25 protein-coding genes, 1 pseudogene and 1 riboswitch are annotated in these 25,777 nt (G+C 64.6%); of the genes and pseudogenes, 14 read left to right on the top strand and 12 right to left on the bottom strand.

The window, feature by feature from the left end:
* Positions 1-3,762 (bottom strand): cobaltochelatase subunit CobN, encoded by a 3,762-nt coding sequence (gene cobN, locus A4C63_RS20395; protein WP_063914296.1) that lies wholly within the window; start codon positions 3,760-3,762, stop codon positions 1-3.
* 3 nt (positions 3,763-3,765) lie between these two features.
* Complete coding sequence (gene cobW, locus A4C63_RS20400; RefSeq protein WP_003247913.1) at positions 3,766-4,833, bottom strand: cobalamin biosynthesis protein CobW; 1,068 nt, start codon at positions 4,831-4,833, stop codon at positions 3,766-3,768.
* A 99-nt stretch (positions 4,834-4,932) separates the two neighbouring features.
* A riboswitch (cobalamin riboswitch) is annotated at positions 4,933-5,146 on the bottom strand.
* A 98-nt stretch (positions 5,147-5,244) separates the two neighbouring features.
* On the opposite strand from cobW, the gene A4C63_RS20405 reads away from it, so the two are divergent.
* From A4C63_RS20405 to A4C63_RS20415, 3 genes are all read left to right on the top strand, one after another.
* Positions 5,245-5,604: a hypothetical protein gene (locus A4C63_RS20405; RefSeq protein ID WP_063914370.1), complete on the top strand. Its 360-nt coding sequence runs from the start codon at positions 5,245-5,247 to the stop codon at positions 5,602-5,604.
* Positions 5,605-5,870: 266 nt separating this feature from the next.
* Positions 5,871-7,448: an ATP-binding cassette domain-containing protein gene (locus tag A4C63_RS20410; protein ID WP_063914297.1), complete on the top strand. Its 1,578-nt coding sequence runs from the start codon at positions 5,871-5,873 to the stop codon at positions 7,446-7,448.
* A 136-nt stretch (positions 7,449-7,584) separates the two neighbouring features.
* Entirely contained in the window at positions 7,585-8,604 is a 1,020-nt protein-coding gene (locus A4C63_RS20415; protein ID WP_046614378.1) for a branched-chain amino acid aminotransferase, read from the top strand.
* Between the two features lie 217 nt (positions 8,605-8,821).
* Here A4C63_RS20415 and A4C63_RS20420 read toward each other — a convergent pair whose 3' ends face one another.
* A complete protein-coding gene (locus tag A4C63_RS20420; protein WP_063914298.1) occupies positions 8,822-9,250 on the bottom strand; it encodes a multidrug/biocide efflux PACE transporter in 429 nt (142 codons plus the stop codon).
* A 92-nt stretch (positions 9,251-9,342) separates the two neighbouring features.
* Here A4C63_RS20420 and A4C63_RS20425 point away from each other — a divergent pair, with 92 nt between their 5' ends.
* The gene (locus tag A4C63_RS20425; protein ID WP_063914299.1) at positions 9,343-10,197 is read left to right on the top strand and encodes a LysR family transcriptional regulator; all 855 of its coding nucleotides are present in this window, start codon (positions 9,343-9,345) and stop codon (positions 10,195-10,197) included.
* Positions 10,198-10,226: 29 nt separating this feature from the next.
* Here A4C63_RS20425 and A4C63_RS20430 read toward each other — a convergent pair whose 3' ends face one another.
* A complete protein-coding gene (locus tag A4C63_RS20430; protein ID WP_063914300.1) occupies positions 10,227-11,117 on the bottom strand; it encodes a DUF2950 domain-containing protein in 891 nt (296 codons plus the stop codon).
* On the bottom strand, positions 11,114-12,583 hold the full coding sequence (locus A4C63_RS20435) for a DUF3300 domain-containing protein (protein WP_063914301.1): 1,470 nt from the start codon (positions 12,581-12,583) through the stop codon (positions 11,114-11,116). Before A4C63_RS20435 ends, A4C63_RS20430 begins: the two co-directional genes overlap by 4 nt.
* 295 nt (positions 12,584-12,878) lie before the next feature.
* Here A4C63_RS20435 and A4C63_RS20440 point away from each other — a divergent pair, with 295 nt between their 5' ends.
* Positions 12,879-13,124, top strand: a complete 246-nt coding sequence (locus A4C63_RS20440; RefSeq protein WP_063914302.1) for a hypothetical protein — start codon at positions 12,879-12,881, stop codon at positions 13,122-13,124.
* An 11-nt stretch (positions 13,125-13,135) separates the two neighbouring features.
* Here A4C63_RS20440 and A4C63_RS20445 read toward each other — a convergent pair whose 3' ends face one another.
* A complete protein-coding gene (locus tag A4C63_RS20445; RefSeq protein WP_063914303.1) occupies positions 13,136-13,795 on the bottom strand; it encodes a VIT1/CCC1 transporter family protein in 660 nt (219 codons plus the stop codon).
* A 130-nt stretch (positions 13,796-13,925) separates the two neighbouring features.
* Here A4C63_RS20445 and A4C63_RS20450 point away from each other — a divergent pair, with 130 nt between their 5' ends.
* Entirely contained in the window at positions 13,926-14,177 is a 252-nt protein-coding gene (locus A4C63_RS20450) for a hypothetical protein (RefSeq protein WP_063914304.1), read from the top strand.
* Positions 14,178-14,290: 113 nt separating this feature from the next.
* On the opposite strand, the gene A4C63_RS20455 is transcribed toward A4C63_RS20450, so the two are convergent.
* Together A4C63_RS20455 and A4C63_RS20460 are read right to left on the bottom strand one after the other, a co-directional pair.
* A complete protein-coding gene (locus tag A4C63_RS20455) occupies positions 14,291-14,710 on the bottom strand; it encodes a hypothetical protein (protein WP_063914305.1) in 420 nt (139 codons plus the stop codon).
* 108 nt (positions 14,711-14,818) lie between these two features.
* Positions 14,819-15,229: a RidA family protein gene (locus tag A4C63_RS20460; protein WP_063914306.1), complete on the bottom strand. Its 411-nt coding sequence runs from the start codon at positions 15,227-15,229 to the stop codon at positions 14,819-14,821.
* 222 nt (positions 15,230-15,451) lie between these two features.
* Here A4C63_RS20460 and A4C63_RS20465 point away from each other — a divergent pair, with 222 nt between their 5' ends.
* Positions 15,452-15,772: a hypothetical protein gene (locus A4C63_RS20465; protein WP_063914307.1), complete on the top strand. Its 321-nt coding sequence runs from the start codon at positions 15,452-15,454 to the stop codon at positions 15,770-15,772.
* A gap of 42 nt (positions 15,773-15,814) precedes the next feature.
* On the opposite strand, the gene A4C63_RS20470 is transcribed toward A4C63_RS20465, so the two are convergent.
* Together A4C63_RS20470 and A4C63_RS20475 are read right to left on the bottom strand one after the other, a co-directional pair.
* Positions 15,815-16,027 (bottom strand): PLDc N-terminal domain-containing protein, encoded by a 213-nt coding sequence (locus A4C63_RS20470; RefSeq protein ID WP_063914308.1) that lies wholly within the window; start codon positions 16,025-16,027, stop codon positions 15,815-15,817.
* A 149-nt stretch (positions 16,028-16,176) separates the two neighbouring features.
* Positions 16,177-16,647: a hypothetical protein gene (locus A4C63_RS20475; protein WP_063914309.1), complete on the bottom strand. Its 471-nt coding sequence runs from the start codon at positions 16,645-16,647 to the stop codon at positions 16,177-16,179.
* A 161-nt stretch (positions 16,648-16,808) separates the two neighbouring features.
* On the opposite strand from A4C63_RS20475, the gene A4C63_RS20480 reads away from it, so the two are divergent.
* Positions 16,809-17,816, top strand: coding sequence for a GlxA family transcriptional regulator (locus A4C63_RS20480; protein WP_063914310.1), 1,008 nt, complete (start codon positions 16,809-16,811; stop codon positions 17,814-17,816).
* Between the two features lie 84 nt (positions 17,817-17,900).
* On the opposite strand, the gene A4C63_RS20485 is transcribed toward A4C63_RS20480, so the two are convergent.
* Positions 17,901-18,584, bottom strand: a complete 684-nt coding sequence (locus A4C63_RS20485) for a TetR/AcrR family transcriptional regulator (RefSeq protein WP_063914311.1) — start codon at positions 18,582-18,584, stop codon at positions 17,901-17,903.
* A gap of 170 nt (positions 18,585-18,754) precedes the next feature.
* Between A4C63_RS20485 and A4C63_RS20490 the strand changes: the two genes are divergently transcribed.
* On the top strand, positions 18,755-19,639 hold the full coding sequence (locus A4C63_RS20490; protein ID WP_063914312.1) for a DMT family transporter: 885 nt from the start codon (positions 18,755-18,757) through the stop codon (positions 19,637-19,639).
* An 8-nt stretch (positions 19,640-19,647) separates the two neighbouring features.
* On the opposite strand, the gene A4C63_RS20495 is transcribed toward A4C63_RS20490, so the two are convergent.
* A complete protein-coding gene (locus A4C63_RS20495) occupies positions 19,648-20,532 on the bottom strand; it encodes a hypothetical protein (RefSeq protein ID WP_063914313.1) in 885 nt (294 codons plus the stop codon).
* 197 nt (positions 20,533-20,729) lie between these two features.
* On the opposite strand from A4C63_RS20495, the gene A4C63_RS20500 reads away from it, so the two are divergent.
* The 5 genes and pseudogenes from A4C63_RS20500 to A4C63_RS27110 form a co-directional block, all read left to right on the top strand.
* Positions 20,730-21,710, top strand: a complete 981-nt coding sequence (locus tag A4C63_RS20500) for an aliphatic sulfonate ABC transporter substrate-binding protein (RefSeq protein ID WP_063914314.1) — start codon at positions 20,730-20,732, stop codon at positions 21,708-21,710.
* A 13-nt stretch (positions 21,711-21,723) separates the two neighbouring features.
* Positions 21,724-23,115, top strand: coding sequence for an LLM class flavin-dependent oxidoreductase (locus A4C63_RS20505; protein ID WP_063914315.1), 1,392 nt, complete (start codon positions 21,724-21,726; stop codon positions 23,113-23,115).
* A 106-nt stretch (positions 23,116-23,221) separates the two neighbouring features.
* Positions 23,222-24,058: a bifunctional allantoicase/(S)-ureidoglycine aminohydrolase gene (locus A4C63_RS20510; protein ID WP_013972924.1), complete on the top strand. Its 837-nt coding sequence runs from the start codon at positions 23,222-23,224 to the stop codon at positions 24,056-24,058.
* A gap of 319 nt (positions 24,059-24,377) precedes the next feature.
* The gene (gene icmH / locus A4C63_RS20515) at positions 24,378-25,181 is read left to right on the top strand and encodes a type IVB secretion system protein IcmH/DotU (RefSeq protein WP_082888381.1); all 804 of its coding nucleotides are present in this window, start codon (positions 24,378-24,380) and stop codon (positions 25,179-25,181) included.
* A 241-nt stretch (positions 25,182-25,422) separates the two neighbouring features.
* Positions 25,423-25,755: pseudogene (locus A4C63_RS27110) on the top strand (contractile injection system protein, VgrG/Pvc8 family); the annotation flags it as partial.
* Positions 25,756-25,777: the final 22 nt, after the last annotated feature.

The following is a 25,777-nucleotide window of genomic DNA, read 5'->3' on the forward strand; positions in this document are numbered from 1 at the left end:
TCAAGCCTGTTCCTCGCCGTCGAGCAGTTGTTCCTCAAGGGCTTCGCGGTAGTCGCCAGGCGCCTGCCACAGGCCGCGCTGCTGGGCCTCCAGCAAACGCTCGGTAAGGTCGCGCAGGGCCTCGGGGTTGTGCTCGCGCATGAAATCGCGGGTCGCCGGGTCGAGCACGTAGGCATCGGCCAGCGCCTGGTAATGATGGTCGTCGATCAGTTGCGTGGTGGCGTCGAAGGCGAACAGGTTGTCGACTGTCGCCGCCATCTCGAAGGCGCCTTTGTAGCCATGACGCTTGACCCCGTCGATCCACTTCGGGTTCAACGCCCGGGCACGGATGACCCGGTTCAACTCTTCCTTGAGGGTACGGATGCGCGGCCGGTCGGCCTGGCTGTGGTCGCCGTGGTAGCTGGCCACTGCCGCACCGGACAAGGTTTCCGACGCCGCCAGCATGCCACCCTGGAACTGGTAATAGTCGTTGGAATCGAGCAGGTCGTGCTCGTGGTTGTCCTGGTTCTGCAGCACCGCCTGCACCTTGGCCAGGCGCTGGGCGAACTGGGCGCGTGCCGGGGTACCGTCGTCGCTGGCGCCGTAGGCATAGCCACCGTGGTTGAGGTAAACCTCGGCCAGGTCGTCGCGGCTGTGCCACAGGCGCCCGTCGATGGCGTTCTGCACCCCGGCACCGTAGGCCCCGGGCTTGGCACCGAACACCCGCCAGCCGGCCTGGCGCGCAGCCTGCTCGGCGTCAACGCCCTGCGCCTGCAGCGCGGCCCGCTCGCTACGCACACGGGCAGCCAAGGGGTTGAGGTCGTCGGGTTCGTCCAGCGCGGCCACCGCCTGCACTGCGGCATCGAACAGGCGGATGAGGTTGCCGAAGGCATCACGGAAAAAGCCGGAGACGCGCAAGGTCACGTCCACCCGCGGGCGGTCGAGCAGGCTGAGCGGCAAGATTTCGAAATCGTCGACCCGCTGGCTGCCAGTGGCCCACACCGGTCGCACGCCCATCAGCGCCATGGCCTGGGCGATGTCGTCGCCGCCAGTACGCATGGTTGCCGTGCCCCACACCGACAGGCCGAGCTGGCGAAGGTGATCACCGTGGTCCTGCAGGTGGCGCTCGAGGATCAGGTTGGCCGAGGCGAAGCCCAGGCGCCAGGCGGTGGTGGTGGGCAGGTTGCGCACGTCCACGGTGTAGAAATTGCGACCGGTGGGCAGCACGTCCAGGCGCCCACGGCTGGGCGCACCACTGGGGCCGGCGGGCACGAAACGCCCGGCCAGCGCCGCCAGCAGGCCATTCATTTCGGCGCTGCCGCAGGCGTCCAGGCTGGGTGCCACCGCTTCGCGCAGCGCCTGCACCACGTCGTGCACCGGCTGCCATTCGCTCAGGGCAGGTAACTGGGCGGTTCCGCCCAGCGCTTGGTCGATCACCTGCAGCGCCAACAGCTCGAGGCGCTCGCGGGTATCGCCACAGGTGCGCCAGGGCTCGCTGCTCATGGCCTGCAACTGCTCAGGGCGTGGGCCCTGCCACGGCTGGCCAAGTTCGCAATCGAGCGGGTCAAAGCCCGGCACCAGCGCCTTGGCCAGGGCCCGCAGCAGGCTGGCATTGCCGCCGCGACCGTCGCCACGCTCGACCCGCAACAGCGCCAGCAAGGTATCCAGGCGCAGCCGGCCCTCAGGCGATTGACCGAACACATGCAGGCCATCGCGAATCTGCGATTCCTTCAGGTCACACAGGTAGGTGTCGAGCCGCGGCAGCCACACGGCGGCGTCATCCAGCTGGCCTTCCAGCTGCAGTTCGCGGTCGATGTGGTTGGCCTTGACCAGCTCGAGAATGTCGCGCTGCAACTCGCGGGCCCGCCGCGGGTCGAGCAGCTGTGCTTCGTAGAACTCGTCGGCCAATTGCTCCAGGTGGCGCAACGGGCCATAGGTTTCGGCACGGGTCAGCGGCGGCATCAGGTGGTCGATGATCACCGCCTGGGTGCGACGCTTGGCCTGGGCACCCTCGCCCGGGTCGTTGACGATGAACGGGTAGATGTTCGGCAACGGGCCGAGCAAGGCGTCCGGCCAGCACTGCGCCGACAACCCGACGCCCTTGCCGGGTAGCCATTCGAGGTTGCCGTGCTTGCCGACATGGATCACCGCGTCGGCGGCAAAGGCATGGCGCAGCCAGAAGTGAAACGCCAGGTAGCCGTGCGGCGGCACCAGATCAGGGTCGTGGTACACCGCGCTGGGGTCTACCTGGTAGCCCCGCGCCGGCTGGATGCCGACGAAGGTCAAGCCAAAGCGCAGGCCGGCCACCATCAGCCGGCCACTGCGGTACATCGGGTCCTGCTGCGGCGGCCCCCAGCGTTCCAGCACCGCCTGGCGGTTGGCCTCGGGCAGGCGCTCGAAGGCGGCCTGGTAGTCGGCCAGGCTCAGGCTCTGCGCGCAGGGGCGCAGGTCCAGCTGGTCGAGGTCATTGGTCACGCCACCGAGCAACTGGTGGATCAGTTGCGTGCCGCTGCCCGGCAAGTCGGCCAGCGGGTAGCCTTCGGCCTGCAGGGCCTTGAGGATGTTCAGCGCGGCCGCCGGCGTGTCCAGGCCAACGCCATTGCCTATGCGGCCATCCCGGGTCGGGTAGTTGGCCAGCACCAGGGCCACACGCTTCTGGGTATTCGGCAGGCGCGCCAGCTCGACCCAGCGGCGGGCCAGCTCGGCGACGAAGTCCATGCGCTCGGGGTGGGCGCGGTAGCAGACCACGTCGGACTGGCTGCGCTCGCTACGCCAGGCCATGTCCTTGAAGCTGATCGGGCGGGTGATGATGCGCCCGTCCAGTTCGGGCAAGGCAATGTGCATGGCCAGGTCCCGCGCCCCCAGGCCCTGCTCGCTGGCTTCCCAGCCGGGCTGGTTGTCTTGCGCGCAGATGGCCTGCAGCACCGGGATGTCACGACGGAACGGGCGCAGGTTGGGGCGTTCGGGGCTGGACAGGGCAAAGCCGGTGGTGTTCACCAGCACCTCGGCACCCACCTCGTCCAGCCAGCCTTCGACCTGCTCCAGGCAGGCGCTTTCCTTGAGGCTGGCCACGGCGATCGGCAACGGGTTGAGCCCGGCGGCCTGCAGGCGCTGGCAGAACACGTCGATGAACGCGGTGTTGGCCGCCTGCAGGTGCGAGCGGTAGAACAGCAGCGGCGCCACCGGCTGCTCGGGGTGCCACAGTGGGTACCAGTCCTCCAGCGTGGCGCTGCCCTTGGCCGGGTGATACACGGCGGTGCGCGGCAAAGGCTGCGGCTCGTCCCAGGCATAGTCGCGGCCCAGCCACTGGCTGGCCAGGCAGTTGAACAGGTTGATGGCATTGGCCTTGCCGCCCTGGCGCAAGTAGTGCCAGAGGCGCTCGGCCTGCTCGCCGCTGACGCTGCCCAGGCTGGTCAGCTCCGGGTCCGGGCGGTCGTCGCCCGGCACCAGGATCAGTTGCACGCCACGGCCGGCCAGCTCGACCAGCTGCTCGACGCCATAGCGCCAGTAGCCGACGCCACCGTGCAGCGACACCAGGATGACCTTGGCATGGCGCAGCACCTGGTCGACGTACAGGTCGACCGAGGCATGGTTCTGCACCTGCATCGGGTTGGCCAGGCGCAGGCTGGGGTAATCCCCGGGCAATTGCTCGGCGGTATCGGCGAGCAATGCCAGGTGCGAATCGCCGCTGCAGAGAATCACCAGCTCGGCGGGTGTCTGGCCAAGGTCGGCAATGCTGTCATCCGGCACAAAGCCGCCGGGCTGGGTCCGCAGCAGGTGCATGGGTCAGGCGCCCAAGGCCTGGCGCAGGCGCGCTTCCAGCTGAGCCGCGTCGAGGTCCTGGCCGATCAGCACCAGGCGGGTGATGCGCGGCTCGTCGGCGCGCCAGGCGCGGTCGAAGTGCTTGTCGAAACGAGTGCCCACGCCTTGCACCAGCAGGCGCATCGGCTTGCCCGGGATGGCTGCGAAGCCTTTGGCGCGCAGGATGCCGAACTCCACCACCAGCTGGGTCAGGGCGTCGAGCAGCAGGCTTTCGTCGGCTTCGGGCAGGTCGATGGAGATCGAATCGAAGGCGTCGTGGTCATGATCGTCATGGTCATCGCCGTCATGGTGCGAATCGTGGTGGGTGCGGCGGCCATCAATATGCGCCTCGGACTCGGCGCCTACGCCCAACAGCACTTCCAGCGGCAATTTGCCACTGCTGGCCTCGATCACCTTGACTGCCGGCGGCAGTTCTTCGGCCACTTCGGCGCGGACCTTGGCCAGGCCTTCGGCGTCGATCAGGTCGGCCTTGTTCAGCACCACCAGGTCAGCGCTGGCCAGCTGGTCGGCGAACAGTTCGTGCAGCGGCGATTCGTGGTCCAGGTTAGGGTCGAGCTTGCGCTGGGCATCGACCTGGTCCGGGTAGGCGGCGAAGGTGCCGGCGGCCACGGCCGGGCTGTCGACCACCGTGATCACCGCGTCGACGGTGCAGGCATTGCGGATTTCCGGCCACTGGAAGGCTTGCACCAGCGGTTTGGGCAGAGCTAGGCCGCTGGTTTCGATGAGGATATGGTCCAGGTCACCACGGCGTGCCACCAGCTCGCGCATCACCGGGAAGAACTCTTCCTGCACGGTGCAGCACAGGCAGCCGTTGGCCAGTTCGTAGACGCGCCCGCTGGCTTCTTCCTCGGTGCAACCGATGCTGCACTGCTTGAGGATTTCGCCGTCGATGCCCAGTTCGCCGAACTCGTTGACGATCACCGCAATGCGGCGGCCCTGGGCGTTGTCGAGCATGTGGCGCAGCAAGGTAGTCTTGCCCGAGCCGAGGAAGCCGGTGACGATGGTGACGGGGAGCTTGGCCAGTGTTTTCATGTCGCATTGCCCTTGGCAGATTGGCGCGGGCATGCAGGACGACAGCCGCAGGCCAGGCCGGCCGGGCTTGTTCGCCACCGGATCACCCCGCCCGGTTGAAAGTCGAAAACGTGACGAGGCAGGTCTCCTGGCTCGCACCGTTCCATGTGCCCGCTGGTGCAGCAGGCTGGCGGGATGACGCCTTCCCGCGCGCGGGCGCAGTGGCTGTGTCGATCCGTTGTCGGTGCTTACAGATGCGGGGGCAGCCGCGGCTTGTACCGCGTTCCCGTCTTAGCTTCGGCCTGGCCGAAGAACCTCGAACTGGCAAGGCTACGCAGTGGCTGGCGGGTGGTCAACCATTGCTGCCGGGCTGGGCGACAACAAGTGGCGCAACTGCGTTACAGTGGCGGCTTTGACCAGCGAGGCCCACCGGTGAAATCCCTGAACAAGCGCGACATGGCACGCCTGGAGCGTGAACTGGTGGTTTGCCTGACCGAAGCGTGCGAAACCGCCAAGGCGGAGATCGTCGGCTTCACCTGGCTTACCCATCGTCTTGACCCCGAGGATTTTCCGGCCAGCCTGCGTATTACCTGGGTGTTCGAGCAAGAGGCCGACAAGGCCGCCGCCCTGGCGGGCGACGCGAAGGTGCGCATGCTGGCGCTGACCGGCTTGGCGCTGGAGCAGGCTGGCATTCAGCTGGATCATCCGGCCTGGCATGTGCGGTTTGACAGTGAAGAGGCCTGCCAGCGGAGCCATGGGGGTGACTGGACCAGGCGCCTGATGGGGCGCTGAACCAGGGGCATGCGCGGTCCTGGCTCTTCCTGCCTGCACTGGGCACCGGCTTTGCCGGTGTTCGCGGGCACGCCCGCTCCCACAGGGTCCGCGGCGCACTCGCGGAATCTGTTTTCGCGCGACAACGATGCCTCTATCCGTTAGGCTACGCATTCCCCTGTCACGAGGTGTTCGTCCAATGCGCCATTGATGCCGCCGTCCCTTCGACGGCCAGTCTTCAGCCTCCGGTTCGCTCCGGAGATGTCGCGGCATTTGTGGAGTTGTGCATGACGAACACGTCGATCCTGACGCTGGACAGCGTTTCCTTGGCCTTGCCTGACGGCAGGCTGTTATTTACCGACCTCAGCGAAACCTTCGACCATCGCCGCACCGGCCTGGTCGGGCGCAACGGCGTGGGCAAGAGCCTGCTTGGGCAGATTCTCGCCGGCCAGCGTGAACCGAGCAGCGGCCATTGTCGGCGCGCAGGGCATGTTCACCTGCTGAGCCAGCAGGCAATCGAGCATAACGGCACGCTTGCCGACCTGGCGCAGGTTGGCGGCGTGATTGCAGCGCTGGAGCGCATCGAACAAGGCAGTGTCGAACCCCGCGATTTCGACACCGTTGCCGAGCGCTGGGACATCCGCGGGCAACTGCTGGCCCAGTTGCAACGCCACGGCCTGGGCCAGCTTGACTGGCGCCAGCCAGCCCGTAGCCTGAGCGGTGGGCAGGCCATGCGCGTGGCGCTGATTGGCGCCTGGCTCAGCAATGCCGACTACCTGATCCTCGACGAGCCGAGCAATCACCTGGACAGCAACGCCCGCGTCCAGCTGCTGAGCATGATCGAAGCCTGGGACCGGGGCTTGCTGGTGATCAGCCATGATCGCAGCCTGCTCGCGCACATGACGCGGATCGTCGAATTGTCCAGCCTGGGATTGCAGGCCTATGGCGGCAACTACAGCTTCTATTCGGCCCAGAAAGCCAGCCAGACGGCGCAGGCCCAACAGCAACTTGCCCGGCTGAAACAGGAGCAGCAACGCCAGGCGCGCGAACTGCAGCGCCAGCGCGAAGCCCTGGAACGTCATCAAGCCCGCGCCGGGCGCAACGCCAAGCGCGCCAACCAGGCCAGGATCCTGGTCGACCGCCAGCAGGAACGCAGCCAGGCCACTGCGGGCAAGCAACGTCGCGACCATCGCGACGCCCAGCAGGCGCTGCTGGGCAAAGTGCGTGATGCCGCCCACGAGGTCGAGCAGGACAGCGCCATTACCCTGCATACCCCCACACCACAGCGCCATCCAGGCCGGGAAGTGCTGGCCCTGCAGGCGCTGCGCCTGCCACGCGGCACGCGCAAACCACTGAACCTGCGCTTGTGCCTGGGCCAGCGGGTGGGCCTGGTCGGCGCCAATGGCAGTGGCAAGTCCACCCTGCTCAGGCTGGTGAACGGTGAGTTGCCAGCACCGCCCGAGAGCCTGCGCCTCAGTGGCGAAACCGCCCTGCTCGACCAGCACTGCAGCGCACTGCCAGACCACACCAGCGTGCTCGACCACCTGCGCCAGGCAAACCCGACGCTGGCCCAGGGCGACCTGCGTAGCCGCCTGGCGCAACTGGGCCTGGACGCGGCCCGCATCGAACTGCCCAGCGGCCTGCTAAGCGGCGGTGAGCGGATGAAGGCAGCACTGGCCGCTGTGCTGTACCGCGAACGGCCGCTCGACCTGTTGCTGCTGGACGAACCCGGCAACCACCTGGACCTGCCGTCGCTGGCTGCACTGGAACGCATGCTCGGGCAGTTTCGCGGGGCGCTGGTGGTGGCGTCCCACGACCAGGTACTGCTGGACCAGCTGGCGCTGGACCAGTACCTGCAGCTGTAGAGGCCGTAATCAATGCATCGCAGGCTATCAATTCGTGACTGGCCGTTCCCGATCCGCCACGGATGTATTATGGTGGCGTGGTGCGCATATAACAGCAGCCCGAGCGATCGGGCACTTGCAAGACAATGAGGGTGTCATGAGCAACGAAAGCATTAATTGGGACAAGCTGGGTTTCGACTACATCAAGACCGACAAACGCTACCTGTCCGTATGGCGCAATGGCGAGTGGGACAAGGGCACCCTGACCGAAGACAACGTACTGCACATCAGTGAAGGCTCCACGGCCCTGCACTACGGCCAGCAGTGCTTCGAAGGCCTCAAGGCCTACCGTTGCAAGGACGGTTCGATCAACCTGTTCCGCCCGGACCAGAACGCTGCCCGCATGCAGCGCAGCTGCGCCCGCCTGCTGATGCCACAGGTGCCAACCGATGTGTTCATCGAGGCGTGCAAGCAAGTGGTCAAGGCCAACGAGAAGTTCGTGCCACCGCATGGCAAAGGCGCCCTCTACCTGCGCCCGTTCGTGATCGGCACCGGTGACAACATTGGCGTGCGCACCGCCCCCGAGTTCATCTTCTCGATCTTCGCCATCCCGGTTGGCTCGTACTTCAAGGGCGGCATGAAGCCACACAACTTCCAGATTTCCAGCTTCGACCGCGCCGCCCCGCAAGGCACCGGTGCGGCCAAGGTCGGTGGCAACTACGCGGCCAGCCTGCAGCCGGGCGCTGAAGCGAAGAAAGCCAACTTCGCCGACGCCATCTACCTCGACCCGCTGACCCACACCAAGATCGAGGAAGTCGGTTCGGCCAACTTCTTCGGCATCACCGCCAACAACGAGTTCGTCACCCCGAAATCGGCCTCGGTGCTGCCAGGCATCACCCGCCTGTCGCTGATGGAACTGGCGCAATCGCGCCTGGGCCTGACCGTGATCGAAGGCGATGTGGAAATCAACAAGCTGGACCGCTTCGTCGAAGCCGGCGCCTGCGGTACTGCTGCGGTGATCACCCCGATCGGCGGCATCGAGTACAACGGCAAGCTGCACGTGTTCCATGACCTGGAAAAGGTCGGCCCGGTTACCCAGAAGCTCTACAACGAGCTGACCGGTATCCAGAGCGGTGATGTGGAAGCACCGGCAGGCTGGATCGTCAAGGTCGCCTGAGGCACTTTAGCGGTTTGAAAACGGGGCATGCCAGCAATGGCATGCCCCGTTTTTCATTGGTTGACGCGGGCCCCATTGTGGGAGCGGCCTTGTGTCGCGAAAGGGCTGCAGAGCAGCCCCAGAAATTTTTGCAACTGCGCTGAATTCCTAGGGCCGCTTTGCGGCCCTTTCGCGACACAAGGCCGCTCCCACAATGGGGCCTGCATCGGCAAAACATTTATGCAAGGCGACGCTGCATCAGCAGGTGCCGGGCTTTGTCGAAGGCCCAGTTGTACAGCACGGTGTAGGGCAAGATGATCACGAAGAAGCCCAACTCCACCATGAACGCCTGCAGCAACGAAATATCCAGCATCCACGCCGCCACCGGCAGGCACCACACCACCAGCCCGGCCTCGAAGCCCAGGCCGTGCACAAAGCGTGCGCGGGCCTTCCAGTGGATACGCTCGGCCTGCACGTAGCGATCGACCAGCGCGTTGTAGACCATGTTCCACAGCATGGCGATCACCGACAGGGTCACCGCCAGCGCCCCCGCCGTCGCCAGCGACTTGCCCATGACCCAGGACAACAGCGGCGCACACAGCAGCACGGCGAACACTTCATAACCGACGGCGTGAATCAGGCGTTCGGTGAAAGACACGTTTTTCATTGCAAATTCCATCCATTGCGTGAGTCGTGCTTCCTATTTTCTTTGACAGAACCGATACTCGCGAAATAGCTACCATCGGTTTTATCAATACCATGCGCTACTCACCCGAAGCTCTGGTCGCCTTTGTCGAAGCCGCATCGCTGGGTTCGTTTTCCGCTGCGGCGCGCAAGCTGCGCAAAAGCCAGTCCACCGTCAGCATTGCCATCGCCAATTTCGAGGCTGATGTGGGTTGCCCGCTGTTCGACCGTAGCGGCCGCCACCCCACGCTGAACGAGGCCGGGCGGCAGGTGCTGAGCCATGTCGAGGCGATCCTCGATGCCAGCGCCCAGCTCGATGCCCTGGCGGTGCGCCTGGCGGAAAACGTCGAGGCACTGGTGTCGGTGGTGATGTCGGACAGCTACAGCGTGACCTTCCAGGGCGCGGTGATGGCCCGCTTCGCCCAGCACTACCCGCATACCGAACTGCGCTGCGGCCCGTCGGAAGATGCCGATGTGATTGAGCTGATCCAGCAGGGCCTGGCGCATATCGGCATTCTTGCCACGCAGCCCAGCTACCCCGCTGACGTCGCCGTGGCGCGCCTGCCCGAGCAGGCCGAGTTTGGCGTGTACGTGGCCAGCGGGCATTCGTTGGCAGCTTTGCCTCAGGTGCAGATGCAGCACCTGGAGAGCGTACGGCAGCTGTATATCAAGACCTATGCCCCCAGCCTGCACCACGGTCGCGGCCAGGCCTGGTCGGCACCGGATTACCTCACCCTGCTGGAGTTCGCCGTGCGCGGGTTCGGCTGGGCCGAACTGCCCAGGGCGCTGGTGGCCCGGTTTGGCACTGGGCTGGTGGAGTTGCAGGTGGCCGGGTACCCCCGGCGGGTTGATATGGATGTGGTCTGGTCGAGCCGGCGCGCGCTCGGGCCGGCTGGGCAGTGGCTGGTGCGGCAGATGTTGGGGCAATAGACCTTTATTGCTTGCCAGATCCTACAGGGTCAATCCCCTGCCGGCACGTCCACCACCTTCCAGCTGTCATCCGGGTCAAAGCGTTTCATCTCCTTGGCCAGCTTGTCACCGTGCGGCCCGAGGTCTTTCTCGAACACCTCGCCGTCATGGCTGATCATGAAGCTCATCACCCCGGTGTCATCGTACTTTGCCGGCCAGGCAACCATGGCGAAGCCGCGGCTCATCTGATTGCCGATCAGGTAGCTGTAGGCACCGCCGGGGGCGGATGGGCCTTGTGCATCAAGGATGCGGAAGTGGTAGCCATACCAGGCGTCGCCGACCATGTCCTGGCCGAACAACGGGCCCAGCGGGCTGACCTGGCCGTCGCCGTCGTCATCCCAGTACAGCCCGTCATGCTTGCCGGGCTCGCTGAAAATCTTCTGTGCGTATTCCAGCGCACCGTTGCCGTTGTGGTCCTGGGTGGCGTAGTCCATCTGCGCATCGTGGTAGGCCAGCATCGACTGCATGGCACCCAGCTCGTTGCGGCCAATGCGCCGGGCGCGGATTTCGGCGCCGCCGGCCTTGAGGTCGAAACGCCAACCCTGGCTGCCTTTGGTCAACGGTATGGGCAACGTCCAGTGATCACTGCCCACCGCGAGGATGGCCTTCGCCCCCGACATATCGATGCTGTGCTGCGCGCGATACTGCTCCAGGAACGTGTCCACGTCACTGCGTTGCACACCACCGCGCGGTATGTAGGTACGCCAGTCATCGCCCAGCAACTGGGCCAGGCGGGCTTCATCGGGTTTCTCCTCGCCCAGCGCCGCAACAAAGGATTCCACGGCTTTCTCCGGTGTCGGGAAAGCTTCCTGCGCAGCGGCCAGGGTTGACCAGGCCATACCGGCTGCGAGTACCAGTGCCGCTATCGATTGACGGTTCATCGACGGCCACCTCCCCCGCGGCGTGCGGGCGCACTGGGCCGGGAAATCTGATGCCCGGCGGCGCGCGATGCGCTCGGGCGCTGGGCGAACGACTGGCTGGTGCGGCCGCGGCTGGCCTGCGCACTGGTGCGCGAGGGCGAACGCACGCCGGCGAAGGCATTGTTACGCGCCCGGCCGGCTGTATTGGAGGGCCGGTTTTGCGCCAGCTGCCGCCCTTGGCCTTCGCCCTGCCTGTGCTGATTCACCTGGTTGTTCTGCTGCCGGGCCTGGCTATTGCGGGACTCCTGTCGGCGGTCGGTTGCCCTCGGGTTGTCGCTACGGGGCTGCATGCGGTTGCCGACCGAATTGCCCGCCTGCGCCTCGCGCATCTGCTGGCGTGCCTGTCGGTTGCTGGTAGCCGGCCGTTCGATACCGGCCCGGTCCATCGACGCCCTGGCCTTGTCCCGCGCCTGGGCGCGCTGGGTGTCGTCGCCGCGGAAGGCTGTACGCTGGGTGGCTCCGTCCAGCTGGCGGCCGTACTGTTGACGGCTGCGGGAGTCGCGATACGGCACGCCGTCGCGGTTGGCGGCGTTGTGCTGCCATTTGTTCTGGTTGTTGGTGATGCGGTTGTTGCCGTTGATGTTGTTGTAGCGGTTGACGTCGATGTCGATGTCGTTGTTGCCCCAGTCACAGTCGCCCCACAGCGAGGCGACGATCGCTACGCCGGTACCGAAGGCGAGGCCCGCCACCAGCGCGGAGCCGGGGTAGTACATGGGCGGTGGCGGATAATACGCCGGCGGCGAGGCCGGGTAGGCCCAGGTGCCGTAGGTGGTGGTCGGGTTATAGCTGGGCACGTACACCACTTGCGGGTCGGCCGGCTCGATGATGATGGTGGTGGGCGGGCTGCTGGCAGTGACCACCTGGGTACTGCTGCCGCTGGAGGCCGGTGCCGGGGCGGGTGCGGGTGCAGTCTGCACGGTCACGTTCTGGTACTGGTTGCTCTGCAGGTTGCCGGCGGCCTGGGCCTGGTGACGCAGGCGCTGCACGCCGCCCATGACATCGTCGGGCTGAGCGAGGAAGGCGTCACCCAGACGCTGTACCCAGACCGGGTCCTGACCCAGGGTTGCCAGCACCTGCGGGAAGGCCACCAGCGCTTGTACGCTCGGGTCCCAGGGTTGGTTCGCCACCTTCTTGACCGCATCGTCGCCAGAGGTCTTGGGGTTGGCTTTGGACCAGGTCACCGCTTCGCTCACCTGCCCCGGGTAGGTGGACGCCATCAATACCTGGGCCAGCAGCGCATCGGGGTACAGCGCGATGGGCGCGAGCATCTGGTCCAGTTGCTCCTGGGTGAACACAGGGTCCTTGGCCGCGACCGTGTCGGCTTGTGGTGCCGGGTCGGGTGCAGGTACGTCTTCTGCCAGCACCAGGCCGGGCGTAGCGCTCAGATACAGGATCACCGACAGGACCGCAGACAATGGCATGCGCATCGCTTCTCCCCACGAGGTCGGAACACGTGGGTTAAGGGTAGCAATGGCGCTGCTTTTGGCCAGATGCGGGGACGCAAACTTTTCGCGCTCTAAGGGTGGGGGTGGTTGCTGCTTTTGAATCTATACCAGGGCTGGGCTGAGATCTGTAATTGACTGTACCGGCCCTTTCGCGGGCATGCCCGCTCCCACAGGTACTCCACAATGTTCAAACCTGTGGTGATCCTGTGGGAGCGGGCGGGACCGCGAAGAGGCCGGCACATGCACAAGAACCCTATTCAAAAAGGAGCCCGCCCCAATGAACACGCCCCGCCTCATCGCCGCCGCCATGCTGGCCGTGCTCTGCACCTCGGCCTGGGCGGCCACCGACCGCGCCGAACGGCGCCGCGAGGCCCGTGATGTGCGGCAGGAAACCCGCCAGGACGCGCGGCAGACCAAACAGGACTGCCGCCACGCCGACCAGCAAAGCAACGCCGGCTGCCGGCAGGACAAACGCCACACCAAGCAGCAAGGCCGTGAGCGCGCCCGTGATATAAAATACTGAACGGGCGATGCTCAGCCGCCCAGGGCGATGATCGCCATGATCAGCGCCGCCCCGACCGCTGCCAGGACCACGCCGGTCAACAGGGTGCGGCCACCGGAATAGCGTGCCAGCAGCCAGCCCGCAAGGAAGAGCATGGCCAGGGCGACCAGGTTCGACACGCGAATGGCCGTACCGGTGGTCTCGATCAGCAGGAATGGAATGACCATCGGGAAGGTTGCCAACACCACCAACAGGAAAGTGGCCAGGGCTGCCTTGAGATCATCCAGACCCAGGCGTACCGGCAGCGGGCGGGCAGCATCACGCAGCATCCGCCCGCGCAGCATCTCCAGGCCGTCTTCATCCAGTGCCAGGCCGATGCGCTCTGGCAGCGCATCGGCAATCAGCCTGCGCCCCTGGCTGGCTTCACCGGCTTGCAGGCGGGCCAACAAGGTCCGGCTACGGGTGCGCTCGGTCCAGGTACGCAGCAAATAGATGACCGCATCGGCCAGGCCCCAGGCCAGGTTGCAGCCGAACGCAGCAATCAGCATCAGCCGGGCATCTTCGCGCCCTGCCGTGGCCACGCTCAGCGAGCCAATGAAGGTCATCGCCATCAACAGGCCGAAGATGACTTCGGTGATCCGGTCGATCGGTTCCAGCACGCCCCATTTGCGCGGTTGCTCGGCTTGCCCCATCGCACCCTCCCGGTTCCCCTGGAACCATCGATAGTCACTATCGAGAATGGCAATTTCTGCCGAACGACATGGCCGAATAACCTAGCTCCATCGACTCGCCGCTCACGACCCCGGCCCCTGGAGCTACCTGATGAACACCCTGGCCCGCCTGCTGTCCGCCAACCTTGCCGTTTTTGCCATCGCCATCATCAGCGGCTGCGCCAGCCACCCCGAACTGCGCCCCTACACCGCCGAAGAAACCCGTCAACTGCAACTGGAAGCGCTGCAACGCCGTGGCCTGTCGCTGGACGACTATGAGCAGCAACGCCGGGTGATCCAGCGTGCCGGCAACCTGCCTGTGGTGACCGAAGCCACCGACGCTGACCGTTCGACCAGAGGCTGAGTGAGTCGCCAGTGGTTGCCTCCCGTAACGGGCTCCGAGGTGAGGTTGATCCATTATAGTCAGCCATGCACTGCAGGCCTCGACAGGCATGCCCTGCCACGCCCCTCCCCCCTTCAACGGCGCGGCGCCAGCGCCAGGGCGATACCGCCCAGCACCACCACGCATGCCACCAGCAAGCGCAACGACAATGGCTCACCGATCAGGCCAACCCCGCCCAACGCCGCAATCACCGGGACGCTGAGCTGCAGGGTCGCCGCAGAAAACAGGAACGCGTACAGGAACAGGGCCAGGCCACCCCGCCAGCTGCCACCCATGGCGAGCGCAGGTTTGCGCAGGCGGAGCAACAGCAGCAGGAACAGCGCACCACTGGTCAGGCGAGTCAGGCGAACCACGGTGAAGGATGCCGGATCGATGGCCCCGTCCTTCAGCGCCAGCCGGCAGAACACCGAATTGGCAGCGAAGGCCACCAGGCTGAAAAGTGCAGGCCAGACCCAGGCCTTGCGGTCGGCGCGCGTGGTGGCGCCGGTGCTCATGGTGTGGTCACCTCTGAGATCAATTGTTGTTATAGCGGCCATGCTGATAGGGCCAGCACCGATATACAACACTGTGTTTAGCTGGCGCCACCACCGAATCGCCTACATCTACAGCGCTGCTACCGCCTCAATCTCCACCAGCATGCCGTCCAGCGCCAGCCGGGGTACCGGGATCAGCGTGCAGGTCGGTTTCATGGACGAGCCCCAGGCCTTGTCAGCCTCGATTACCCACTCACGCAGGCGCGTTTCGGAATGCTCGACGATCAGCAGGGTCAGCTTGAACACCTGGGCCAGGCTGGCGCCTTTCGAGGCCAGGGCAATCTCCAGGTTGGCCAGCGCCTGGCGCGCCTGCTCGGCGAACAGCGGCGACAGTTGCCCGTTGCGGTTCTCCCCGCCCTGACCGGCGATGAACAGCAGGCGGCTGTCGGCATGAACTTCGGCGACATGGGAATAGGCATTGCCGCTGGGGTCGTACAGGCCTTCGGGGTTGCTCAGCTGGAACGCGGTTGAATGACTCACGGTAAGCCCTCGATCAGTTGAAAGAACGACGGAGTATCGGACCTTGAGTTAACTTGAGGTCAAGCGCGAAAGAGACGGCTAACGCGAAGCGCGGCACCGCAGTGTAGGACGTTTCGCACAGCGCACTGGCTTTCGTGAACCACGCGTCTGTATGCGCAGTGGCCATCAGGCGCTAGATTACAAGACCCGGCATGGAGGCCTGCATGCAACAAGGAAAACACCATGAGCAAACATGAATTTCTACTCGCCTACACCATCAAGCCACGCGACCCGCAGCGGGACGAATACGATGCGGCACAGGCGCGCCAGCACCTGCGCGAGAACATCGGGCTGGACACCGTGGAACACATCGAAACCACCCTGCTCGGGCTGGTGCAGCTCGCCAGCATTTCAACGTCTGACAAGGCCCTCGAAGCCGAGAGGCTTGTCCGTGATCGCATCCACGAGGAGCTCAAGGGCCTGCGGGTATTGTCGAAAGTGAAGTTCTACGGCTGCCTGATGGTGGATGGGCTGGGGCCAGCAATCCGCTTCGACATTGCGTAGCGTATGTGCGGCATCAGGCCCACAGCCTGATGCCGCACACCGTCATTTTTCCTGCAGTACCGCCCTGCCCTTCACCGCGCGAGGCCCGCGCCAGGCCCAGAACAGCAAGCCGGGGAATGGCGCGTAGACCACGAAGACGATCCACAGCATCTTGCGCTCGGCGCGCCGGTCACTGCCGATGATGTGCCAGATGGCCCAGATTTCCAGCAGGACCACAAAGGCCGCGATGACGATCCAGATCGTTCCGATTTCCATGAGCGCTCTCCCATTTGACATGTAATGGGTTGGGTTGCAGAGGCTGCCGAGGGTTCAGATTGATTTGGCAGATCGTACGGCTCCAAGGCCGCTCCCACAGGTTGCGCACATGAGTGCCATCTCCACAGGACGCAACGCAGGGGCTTCACTCAATGCTGTGGTGCATTCTCCAGCGCCGCCTTCAACGCCGGCGCATCGGCAAACGCTCGCTGGTTCACCAGCTTGCCCTGCTCCAGTTGCAACCACTGCACCTGGCCATCCTGCCCGGGATAACGGCTGGCCACCCGCCCTTCACGGTCAAGCAGCACCCGGTAGTGGTAATCGCGCATGGCGGGGATGGCGAACAGCTTGCTGATCAGCGCCGGCATGCGCTGGATGTCGGCAACAAACACCGCATCGCGCGCTTCCAGGTAACCCTTGGGCTGTTCGGCCAGTGCCGCCTTCACCAGCTTGGCACCGTCCATGTCGCGCGCCACCAGCAGAATGTGTGTACCGGCGTCGAGGCTGTAGGCCTGGTCGTACTGGTCCAGCAGCGTCCACGGGGCGAGCTTGTCGCCGGGTTCCAGGGCACTGGCCAGCAATGGCATCAGACAAAGCAACAGGGCAGCGGCGTATTTCATCAGGGGCATCCTCAGTGACGGGAGCATCAGCATAGCGGCAACGTGCCAAGCCAGACAGGTTGCCTGAATACGACCTGGAATACGACATGGCCACCCGGGAGATTGTCTTTCCCCCGACCTCCCGCCACACTCTCCAGGCCAGCCAGGAAGCGGAGTCCAGAGTGCCCACGCCACGCCAGTTCAGCAAGAAGACCAGCACCAGCAACATGCTGCGGCTGAAGTCCACCAGCGCCAATGCCCAGGCCCCCTATCGGGTCGATTTCGTATTGCTCGAACACTTTTCGATGGCCAGCTTCACCGTGGCCATGGACGTACTGGTCACGGCCAACCTGCTGCGCGCCGACAGCTTCCAGTTCACCCCGCTATCGCTGGAAGGTGACCGCGTGCTCAGCGACCTGGGGCTGGAGCTGGTGGCTACCGAGTTGTCCGCCGAGGCGCTGAAGGAGCTGGACCTGCTGGTGATCTGCGGCGGCTTGCGCACGCCCTTGAAGTACCCGGAGCTTGACCGGCTGCTGGACGATTGCGCGGCCCACGGCATGGCCCTGGGAGGGTTGTGGAATGGCGCGTGGTTCCTCGGCCGCGCCGGGGTGCTGGACGACTATGGCTGCAGTATCCACCCCGAGCAGCGCGCCAGCCTGTCCGAGCGCAGCCCGCAAACGCGGATCACCCCGGCCAGCTTCACCCTCGACCGCGACCGCCTCAGCGCCGCCAGCCCCAATGGCGCCATGGAGCTGATGCTCGGCCTGGTGCGCCGGCTGTATGGCGACGGCCTGGCCGAAGGCGTCGAGGAGATCCTTTCGTTCTCCGGTGCCCGCTACCGCCAGGTCGGCCCGGGCGCGAAGAAGTCCATGAGCCTGCACCTGCGCACCATCGTCGAGCTGATGGAGAACAACCTCGAGGAAACCCTCAGCCTCGACCAACTGGCTGCCTACAGCGGGCGCTCGCGCCGGCAGATCGACCGCCTGTTCCAGGCTCAGCTGGGTACTTCGCCACGACGCTACTACATGGAGTTACGCATTACCAAAAGCCGCCGCCTGCTGCAGTATTCCGACCTGTCGGTGATGGAAGTGGCAGTGGCCTGCGGGTTTGTTTCGGTGTCGCACTTCAGCAAATGCTATGCGGCGTACTTTGGCTACCCGCCGTCGCGTGAGCAGCGCCTGGGTGAGTGAGGTTCAAGGCTTGTTGAGGTATCGCCTGGGCCGGCCCTTTCGCGGGTTTACCCGCGAAGAGGCCAGCCAGGCACTGGAAAACCTTCAGGGGCGGCGCTCGATCTGGATGTACCGCAGCACAGCATCACAAATCATGACCTTGTGACGCAGCTTGACCTGCTCATCGGACAGGTCGATCTGGAAGATCTCACCAAAGGTGTGGCGATTCGACACACGGTAGAAGCAGAACGAGCTCATCAGCATGTGCAGGTCGATGACCTCGATACCCGAGCGGAACACACCTTCCTGCACACCGCGGCGCAGGGTATTGCCCAAGGCCTGGAGCACCAGGCTGCTCATTTCGCGAATGGCCGGCGACTGCTTGACGTACTCGCCATAGTGGATGTTTTCGGTGCAGATGATCCGCACGAAATCGACGTTGCGGTCGTGGTGATCAAAGGTGAACTCCACCAGCCGGCGGATCGCCTGCTCGGCCGGCAGCGACTCCAGGTCCAGGCTTTGCTCGGTCTTGCGGATGTCGCCGTACAGCTTGATCAGGCACTCGCAGTACAGCTGCTCCTTGCTGCCGAAGTAGTAGTAGATCATGCGCTTGGAGGTGGCGGTGCGCTCGGCGATGGCGTCGACGCGGGCACCGGCCAGCCCTTGCTGGACGAACTCGTGGATGGCGGCCTGGAGGATGTCCTCGCGCGTTTTCTCGGGGTTGTTCTTGCGCGTCTTGCGCCCCCCTTCGGTTTCAGGCTGGCCGAGGCTGACTACGGAATCACTCATACCTACTCACAGGCTGTTTATTGGAATACGGGGATTATCCGCGAGCGCGGCCATGCAGGGAAGCGCGCTGTTGGTCGGGTAGCCATCACCCACGGCTGCTGGCCGGCCTTGAATTACTCGGCCACAACCCGCTAGCCTGCTTGCCTCCTGCCCTGGATGGACCCTGCCCCATGCAACCGCGCGACCTTGCCGCCTACCTGTTCCTGGCCATTGCCTGGGGCTTTTCCTTCCTGGTGGTGCTCAAGGTGGTGCATGCCTTTGGCTGGGTTGGCGCGGTCTGCCTGCGGGCACTAATTGCCGGTGGCACACTGGCCATCCTCGCCGCCCTGCTGGGCCGGGCGCTGCGCCTGCGCCCGTTGCTGGTCCCTTTGCTGGTAGTCGGTACCACCACCGTGGCCGGGCAGCTGATTGGCCTGTCATACGCCACTCCGCGCATCGGCACGGCAATGTCGGCAATTCTCGTCGCCACCATTCCACTGTTCTCGATGCTGATCGGGCGGGCCTGGGGGCTGGAGAAAATTACCACGCAAGGGCTGGCCGGGCTGCTGTTGGGCGTTGTCGGCATCGTCATCCTGGTGGGCTTCCCGGCCCGGCCGATCGATGACGACTTCATTCACGGCTGTATCGCCTCGCTACTCGGCTGCATCAGCGCTGCCTACGGCAGCAATTACGCCAGCCTGCACCTGCGCGGCCAGGACCCGTGGACGGTCACCGGCGGCGCGTTCCTGGCCGGCGGGCTGCTGACCCTGCCCCTGCTGCTGGTGGTGCCGGTACCCAGCGTGCCGCAAGCCAGCGACTGGCTTTACCTGCTGGTCAGCGGTGCGGTGATGAGCGCCACTACCTACGTGCTGTACTTCGGCCTGGTGGCACGCATCGGCGCCACCCGCGCCATCAGCGTGGAATTCGTGGTCACGCTGGTGGCCGTGCTGGTCGGCGCCTTGCTCCTCGATGAAGCCGTGAGCCTGTTGCAGGCCACCGGGGGCCTGGTGATCCTGCTTGGCTGCATGCTGGTACTGGGCCTGCTGCCCACCCGCAAACCGCGCCTGCCCAGCTAAGCGCAGGGTCAGTCGTGCTGGGCGGTATCGCGTTCCAGCGGCGGGCTCAGGTGCAGCACGCGGTTGCGCCCGCCTTCGGCTAGCAGGTATCCGCCTTTGCCATCAGCGACGATCGACTGGGGCGCCTTGAGGAACGACAGCATGGTCTGCCGCGTGCCGTCGGCGTCAATGCGCAGCAACCGGGCCCGGTGGGTGTTGTCTTCGCTGATCCACAAACCGCGCTGGTCGCAGAACAGGAACGTCGGGTTGCGCAGGCCATCGACCACCACCGGGTCCTGGCCATCGTCGGACAGGGCGCGGACCTTGCCGCTGGCCTTTTCGGTATACAGCAAACGCCCGTCACTGCAGCGGGTGAGGCCTTCGGTTTCGGTCAGGCCCGAGCGCAGCACATCGAGCTGGCCGCTGCGCCAGTCATAGCGCATCAAACGGCCATTGCCCTTGCGGTCCTCGATGGCGTACAGGTGCTCGCCGTCGTTCCACAGGCCCTGCACGCTCTCGCCGTCGAACAAGCGCGTGACCTGGCCATCACGGGCCAGGCTGACCGGGGCAAGCCCGCCTTCCTGGCTGAACACCCAGCCTCCCTGCGCTGCCACCATGCCGTCGGGCTTGGACAAATTGTCGATGACCACCACCCGATTGCCCTGGGCGGTAATCTTGAGGATGCTGCCACGGCCATCGTCCAGTTCGCGACTGACCAGCAGGCTGCCATCGGCTTGCAGCAACAGCGATGCGGCCTTGGTCACATCGCGGTGCAGCACCTCGACGCCCCAGCCGGAGGCGGCCTGGACCGGGTAGAAACTCTGCCAGGCGAAGAAGCCCAGGGTGGCTGTGAGCAGGCCGGCGGTGGCGGCCAGGGCGATGCGGGTGCTGCGCTTGCGCAGGATGTGCGGCATGTAGGGCTCCTCGGGAATGCCGGGGGAGCCTAGCAAGCGAATGTGAAAAAAATGTCGAAATGGACCAATCATTACAAAACAAAAGGATATAAAAATAACAAAACAATCTAACAAGCAGGAATATAAAAATTGAAAGCCAAACGCCACCTCCTTAGTCTGGGCACATCGCATCCCATCCGACTCAAGGAGCAATGCCCATGCCCACCCGTGCCTTCTCCCCCCTGCGCCGTCTGTTGATCGGCGGCTTGCTGGCCAGTGTCGCCAGTACCCTGCTGCCCTGGTCTCAAGCCCTGGCCGACGAAGCCAAAACCCTGCGCATCGGCTACCAGAAATTCAACAGCATCAACATCCTCAAGGGCAGTGGCGCCCTGGAGAAGGCACTGGCGCCGCAAGGCGTGAAAGTCAGCTGGCACGAGTTCGCCGCCGGCCCGCAACTACTCGAAGCCCTGAGCACTGGCGCCATCGACCTCGGCCATGCTGCCGACGCACCCTCGGTGTTCGCCCAGGCCGCAGGCAAGCCGGTGGTGTACCTGGCCGCCGAGCAACCCTACCCACGCGGCATCGGCCTGATAGTGCGCGAGCAGGACCACCTGGCCAGCGTGCAAGACCTCAAGGGCAAGCGCGTGGCCACCGGCCGCGGCTGGAACGCCCAGTACCTGCTGGCCGTTGCCCTGGAACAGGCCGGCCTCAGCTACCGGGACATCACCCCGGCCTACGTCAACAACGCCGCCGATGCCTTGGCGGCACTGCAATCGGGCAGCGTCCAGGCCGTGACCCTGTGGGACCCGTTCCTCGCCGCCGCAGAAAGCCAGCCAGGCCTGAAGAACCTGCGCGACGGCAGCGGCCTGTCCAACAACCGTACCTTCTACCTGTCCACCGCCAGCTTCGCCGACCAGCACCGCGCTTTGCTGAAGACCTTCTTCGCCGAACTGGGCAAGGTCAGCCAGTGGGCCAATGCCAAGCCTGCGGAAGTTGCCGCGCTGCTGGCCCCGCAGCTGGGGATCAACGCCAACGTGCTGCAAGTGGCCAGTGAGCGGCGCAACTACAACGCCGTGGCCATTACCCCGCAGATCGTTGCCGAGCAACAGAAGCTGGCCGATACCTTCCAGGGCCTGGGCCTGATTCCACGCAAGCTGCAGGTGGCCGACGCGGTCTACCCGGCTTCCGTGTTGCCTTGAGCGGAGCGCCCCCATGCCCCGCCCGATCCGCTTCAACGCCTTCAGCATGAACGCCGCCAGCCACCAGTCCCCCGGCCTGTGGCGCCACCCACGCAACACCAGCGTGGCCTTCAACCGCCTGGGCTATTGGACCGACCTGGCCCGCCTGCTCGAACGCGGCCTGTTCGACGCCCTGTTCATCGCCGATGTACTGGGCATCTACGACGTCTACCAGGGCGGCCCCGAAGCCGCTCTGCGCGGTGGCGTGCAGGTGCCGGTCAACGACCCGCTGCTGCTGGTGCCGGCCATGGCCGGGGTTACCGAGCACCTGGGCTTCGGCGTCACCTTCTCGCTCACCTACGAACACCCCTACCCGTTCGCCCGACGCATGTCCACGCTCGACCACCTGAGCAATGGCCGGGTCGGCTGGAACATCGTCACCGGCTACCTCGACAGCGCCGCGCGCAACCTGGGCCTGGCGCGCCAGCTGGGCCACGACCAGCGCTATGACCTGGCCGAGGAATACCTGCAGGTGCTTTACAAACTGTGGGAGAAAAGCTGGGACGACGACGCTGTGCTGCTGGAGCGTGACAGCGGGCGCTACATCGAACCCGCCCGGGTGCACCCCATCAACCATGTGGGCGAGCACTTCCAGGTGCCTGGCATGCACTTGTGCCAACCTTCGCCGCAACGCACGCCGGTGCTGTTCCAGGCCGGTGCTTCGGCACGCGGCCAGCAGTTCGCGGCACGGCACGCCGAATGCGTGTTCATCAGCGGGCCGACACCCACGGTACTGCGCCGCTACGCCGACGGCATCCGCGAGGCCAGCGAGGCGGCCGGGCGTGGCCGTGACGAGGTGCTGATCTACGCCCAGGCGCTGTTGATCGTCGCCCCCACCCGGGAAGAGGCCGAGGCGCGCTTCGCCGAGTACCGCCGCCATGTCGACCTGGACGCCGCCCTGGCGCTGCTGTCAGGCTGGACCGGCATCGACTTTGCCGACCTAGACCCCGATGCGCCCATCGAATACGTCGAGAACGATGCCGGTCGCGCAGCCCTGGCAGCCTTCACCGCTGCCGACCCGAACCGCCGCTGGACCGTGCGCGAAGCCGCCGAGTTCGTCGGCCTGGGCGGCCGTGGCCCGGTGCTGGTGGGTGCTGCCAGCGAGGTGGCCGACCAGCTGGAAAGCTGGCTGGACCAGACCGGCATCGATGGCTTCAACCTGACCTACGCGGTGCAACCGGACGACCTGGCCCAGGTGGTCGAGCTGCTGGTGCCCGAACTGCAACGCCGTGGCCGCTACCCGCTGAGCTATGCCGACGGCACCTTGCGCCACAAGCTGTTCGGCCAGGGCGACCGCTTGCAGGAAGGGCACGCTGGCCGTCAGGTTCGCATTCAGCCGGCAAATACCGGGTATTCCAACATTTAATTTGTAGATAGCGCGCGCTCGACCCTATTCTGTCGCCACATCCCCTGCGCCGCACCGGCCGGTGCGGTTCACGGCATGGGGAGAGAACAACAAGTCGAGATCGTCCATGTCGAACCATTCGTACTTCGCCCCCCACGGTGGGCACCCGGCTCAGACCGAGCTGCTGACTGACCGTGCCATGTTCACCGAAGCCTATGCCGTCATCCCCAAGGGCGTGATGCGTGACATCGTCACCAGCCACCTGCCGTTCTGGGACAAGATGCGCATGTGGGTCATCGCCCGCCCGCTGACCGGCTTTGCCGAAACCTTCTCCCAGTACATCGTCGAAGTGGCTCCGGAAGGCGGCAGCGAGCGCCCTGAGCTGGACCCGAACGCCGAAGCCGTGGTGTTCATCGTCGAAGGCGAACTGGACATCACCGTCGAAGGCAAGCACCACACCCTGGTACCGGGCGGCTACGCCTTCCTGGCCCCGGGCGCCGAGTGGAGCCTGCGCAACAACAGCAAGTCCAACGTCACCTTCCACTGGCTGCGCAAGCACTACCAGAAGGTCGAAGGCCTGGACGTTCCCGAGTCGTTCGTTACTCACCGTGACAACGCCACCGTCATCGAGATGCCGGGCACCGAAGGCCGCTGGGTCACCACCCGCTTCGTCGACATGGCCGACATGCGCCACGACATGCACGTGAACATCGTCACCTTCCAGCCGGGCGGGGTGATCCCGTTCGCCGAGACCCATGTGATGGAACACGGCCTGTACGTGCTGGAAGGCAAGGCGGTGTACCGCCTGAACCAGGACTGGGTCGAAGTGGAAGCCGGCGACTTCATGTGGCTGCGCGCCTTCTGCCCGCAAGCCTGCTACGCCGGCGGCCCAGGCAAGTTCAGCTACCTGCTGTACAAGGACGTGAACCGTCACGTGCACCTGACGCTCAACCCTAAGCGTTGATGCATTTGGGGGGCGCGAAGCCCCTCATCTTCGAAAGGCCGAGATGCACAGTTCGCTGTGGATGTCGGCCTTTCGGCATTTCACTGGCCATCACTTTAATAACCCCGCCAATATTTACCCTTCCAATCACGGCACATGGAACTTTATGTTTCGCCGCGCGATTAAACAGCCGGCCTATTAATAGGAAGTTTCTTACAGCACCTTCTGTTTTTACGCCCCACCGAATGAAATCGATTCTAAAGCGTATATTCTACAGCCTTATCTTGTTGTCCGACCTACAGCAAAACATGGACCGCGATACGATCAAGGGGATTTACACATGACCGTAAAAACCGATATCTCCTATAACAAGGACAAAGCAGACGCACGCGAATCGCCCCCACTCAGCGAACTGTTCCCTCATGTCGACGCGCTGGGGTTCGACACTCGCTCGAACACCACATTCCCCCTCTTCGACATCGCCTCTCCCCTGTTTGGCCTGGTCATTCGCCTGGAAGGCACCGAACACCATGACCACGTCGAGCAGTTGCATGCCCACGTCAAGAACATGATCCACGGCATGGTCGAGCAGGTACGTCAGCTTGAACACTGCGACGAAGGCGACCGCGTGGTGTTTTCCTACTGCTTGTGTTGCGTGGTCGATGAAGCCGTGATGACCACCCCCTGGGGGCGCGACTCGTCCTGGAAAGCCCAGTCCTTGCTCAGCGCCATCCATCAGGAAACCTGGGGTGGCGAGAAATTCTTCAGCGTGCTCGAACGCTTGCTGGACGCCCCCGAAAAACGCTACGACCTGTTTGTGTTCCTGTTCTGGTGCCTGGCACTGGGCTACCGCGGCAAGTACGCCAACCAGACCAATGGCGATGAGCAACTGGCCGCCTGGCTCAAGCGGGTCCATGACCGGATCGTTGAACTGCATGGCCCCGAAGCCGAATCGCAACGCCTGACCGATCCTCTCACCAATGTCGCGCCCCGGCATTACCGCATGAACCGCCAACTGCCCTGGTGGACGCCCTGGGCCGTAATGGGGGTGTTCTGCACGGGCCTGTATCTGTACTTCACCACCAAACTTGACGGCATTACCCAGCAAGTACTGGCGTCACTGCAGACGATGCTGCAGCAATAGATTCGGCAACGCCGAACTGACATGACTCAAGAGTCACTGTGCCGATGGGCGCAGCAAGTACGGCTTTGTCCAGAACAATATAGATACTGCATTTAGCGAAACTTCCTACAAGTTTTTAGGAAGCAGCTGTCACGACTAGGAATGGATTCCTCGCTACGGTCGTGAGTTCAACTTTCGCCTCGCGTTCTATAACGCATCCGCTTTATGAACCTGCCCGATGGGATGAACCGCAGGAGTACGCATGAGCAACTTGAATGATGTGCGCTTTACCTTCAGTACCCCAGCCGACGAAGCCATTCAGTTTGATGTCGTGTCGTTCAAGCTGACCGAGGGCGTCAGCCAGCTGTATCGCCTGGAAGTCGAACTGGTGAGCTTCGCTGACGATGCCGACTTCGCCACCCTGCTCGACCACCCCGCCGTGCTGACCATCTGGCAGCAGCAGCAACCGGTCCGTCACGTGCATGGCCTGATCAGCAGCTTTGAACAGGGCAGGACCGGCCACCGCCGCACCCGCTACCGCGCCATTGTCGAACCGCAGTTGGCCCGCGCCGGCCTGCAGTCGGACTGGCGCATCTTCCAGCACCGCCCCGTGCCGC

The sequence above is a fragment of the Pseudomonas sp. p21 genome, assembly GCF_001642705.1.
Classification (GTDB): Bacteria; Pseudomonadota; Gammaproteobacteria; order Pseudomonadales; family Pseudomonadaceae; genus Aquipseudomonas.

Bases quoted from the DNA above. Each gene is read 5' to 3' on its own strand.
- cobW (WP_003247913.1), bottom strand. From the start codon at position 4,833: ATGAAAACACTGGCCAAGCTCCCCGTCACCATCGTCACCGGCTTCCTC.
- A4C63_RS20410 (WP_063914297.1), top strand. From the start codon at position 5,871: ATGACGAACACGTCGATCCTGACGCTGGACAGCGTTTCCTTGGCCTTG.
- A4C63_RS20470 (WP_063914308.1), bottom strand. From the start codon at position 16,027: ATGGAAATCGGAACGATCTGGATCGTCATCGCGGCCTTTGTGGTCCTG.
- icmH (WP_082888381.1), top strand. From the start codon at position 24,378: ATGACCGTAAAAACCGATATCTCCTATAACAAGGACAAAGCAGACGCA.
- A4C63_RS20465 (WP_063914307.1), top strand. From the start codon at position 15,452: ATGAGCAAACATGAATTTCTACTCGCCTACACCATCAAGCCACGCGAC.
- A4C63_RS20510 (WP_013972924.1), top strand. From the start codon at position 23,222: ATGTCGAACCATTCGTACTTCGCCCCCCACGGTGGGCACCCGGCTCAG.
- A4C63_RS20435 (WP_063914301.1), bottom strand. From the start codon at position 12,583: ATGCGCATGCCATTGTCTGCGGTCCTGTCGGTGATCCTGTATCTGAGC.
- A4C63_RS20415 (WP_046614378.1), top strand. From the start codon at position 7,585: ATGAGCAACGAAAGCATTAATTGGGACAAGCTGGGTTTCGACTACATC.
- A4C63_RS20430 (WP_063914300.1), bottom strand. From the start codon at position 11,117: ATGAACCGTCAATCGATAGCGGCACTGGTACTCGCAGCCGGTATGGCC.
- A4C63_RS20420 (WP_063914298.1), bottom strand. From the start codon at position 9,250: ATGAAAAACGTGTCTTTCACCGAACGCCTGATTCACGCCGTCGGTTAT.
- A4C63_RS20475 (WP_063914309.1), bottom strand. From the start codon at position 16,647: ATGAAATACGCCGCTGCCCTGTTGCTTTGTCTGATGCCATTGCTGGCC.
- A4C63_RS20485 (WP_063914311.1), bottom strand. From the start codon at position 18,584: ATGAGTGATTCCGTAGTCAGCCTCGGCCAGCCTGAAACCGAAGGGGGG.
- A4C63_RS20495 (WP_063914313.1), bottom strand. From the start codon at position 20,532: ATGCCGCACATCCTGCGCAAGCGCAGCACCCGCATCGCCCTGGCCGCC.
- A4C63_RS20490 (WP_063914312.1), top strand. From the start codon at position 18,755: ATGCAACCGCGCGACCTTGCCGCCTACCTGTTCCTGGCCATTGCCTGG.
- A4C63_RS20455 (WP_063914305.1), bottom strand. From the start codon at position 14,710: ATGAGCACCGGCGCCACCACGCGCGCCGACCGCAAGGCCTGGGTCTGG.
- A4C63_RS20445 (WP_063914303.1), bottom strand. From the start codon at position 13,795: ATGGGGCAAGCCGAGCAACCGCGCAAATGGGGCGTGCTGGAACCGATC.
- A4C63_RS20440 (WP_063914302.1), top strand. From the start codon at position 12,879: ATGAACACGCCCCGCCTCATCGCCGCCGCCATGCTGGCCGTGCTCTGC.
- A4C63_RS20450 (WP_063914304.1), top strand. From the start codon at position 13,926: ATGAACACCCTGGCCCGCCTGCTGTCCGCCAACCTTGCCGTTTTTGCC.
- cobN (WP_063914296.1), bottom strand. From the start codon at position 3,762: ATGCACCTGCTGCGGACCCAGCCCGGCGGCTTTGTGCCGGATGACAGC.
- A4C63_RS20505 (WP_063914315.1), top strand. From the start codon at position 21,724: ATGCCCCGCCCGATCCGCTTCAACGCCTTCAGCATGAACGCCGCCAGC.
- A4C63_RS20425 (WP_063914299.1), top strand. From the start codon at position 9,343: ATGCGCTACTCACCCGAAGCTCTGGTCGCCTTTGTCGAAGCCGCATCG.
- A4C63_RS20500 (WP_063914314.1), top strand. From the start codon at position 20,730: ATGCCCACCCGTGCCTTCTCCCCCCTGCGCCGTCTGTTGATCGGCGGC.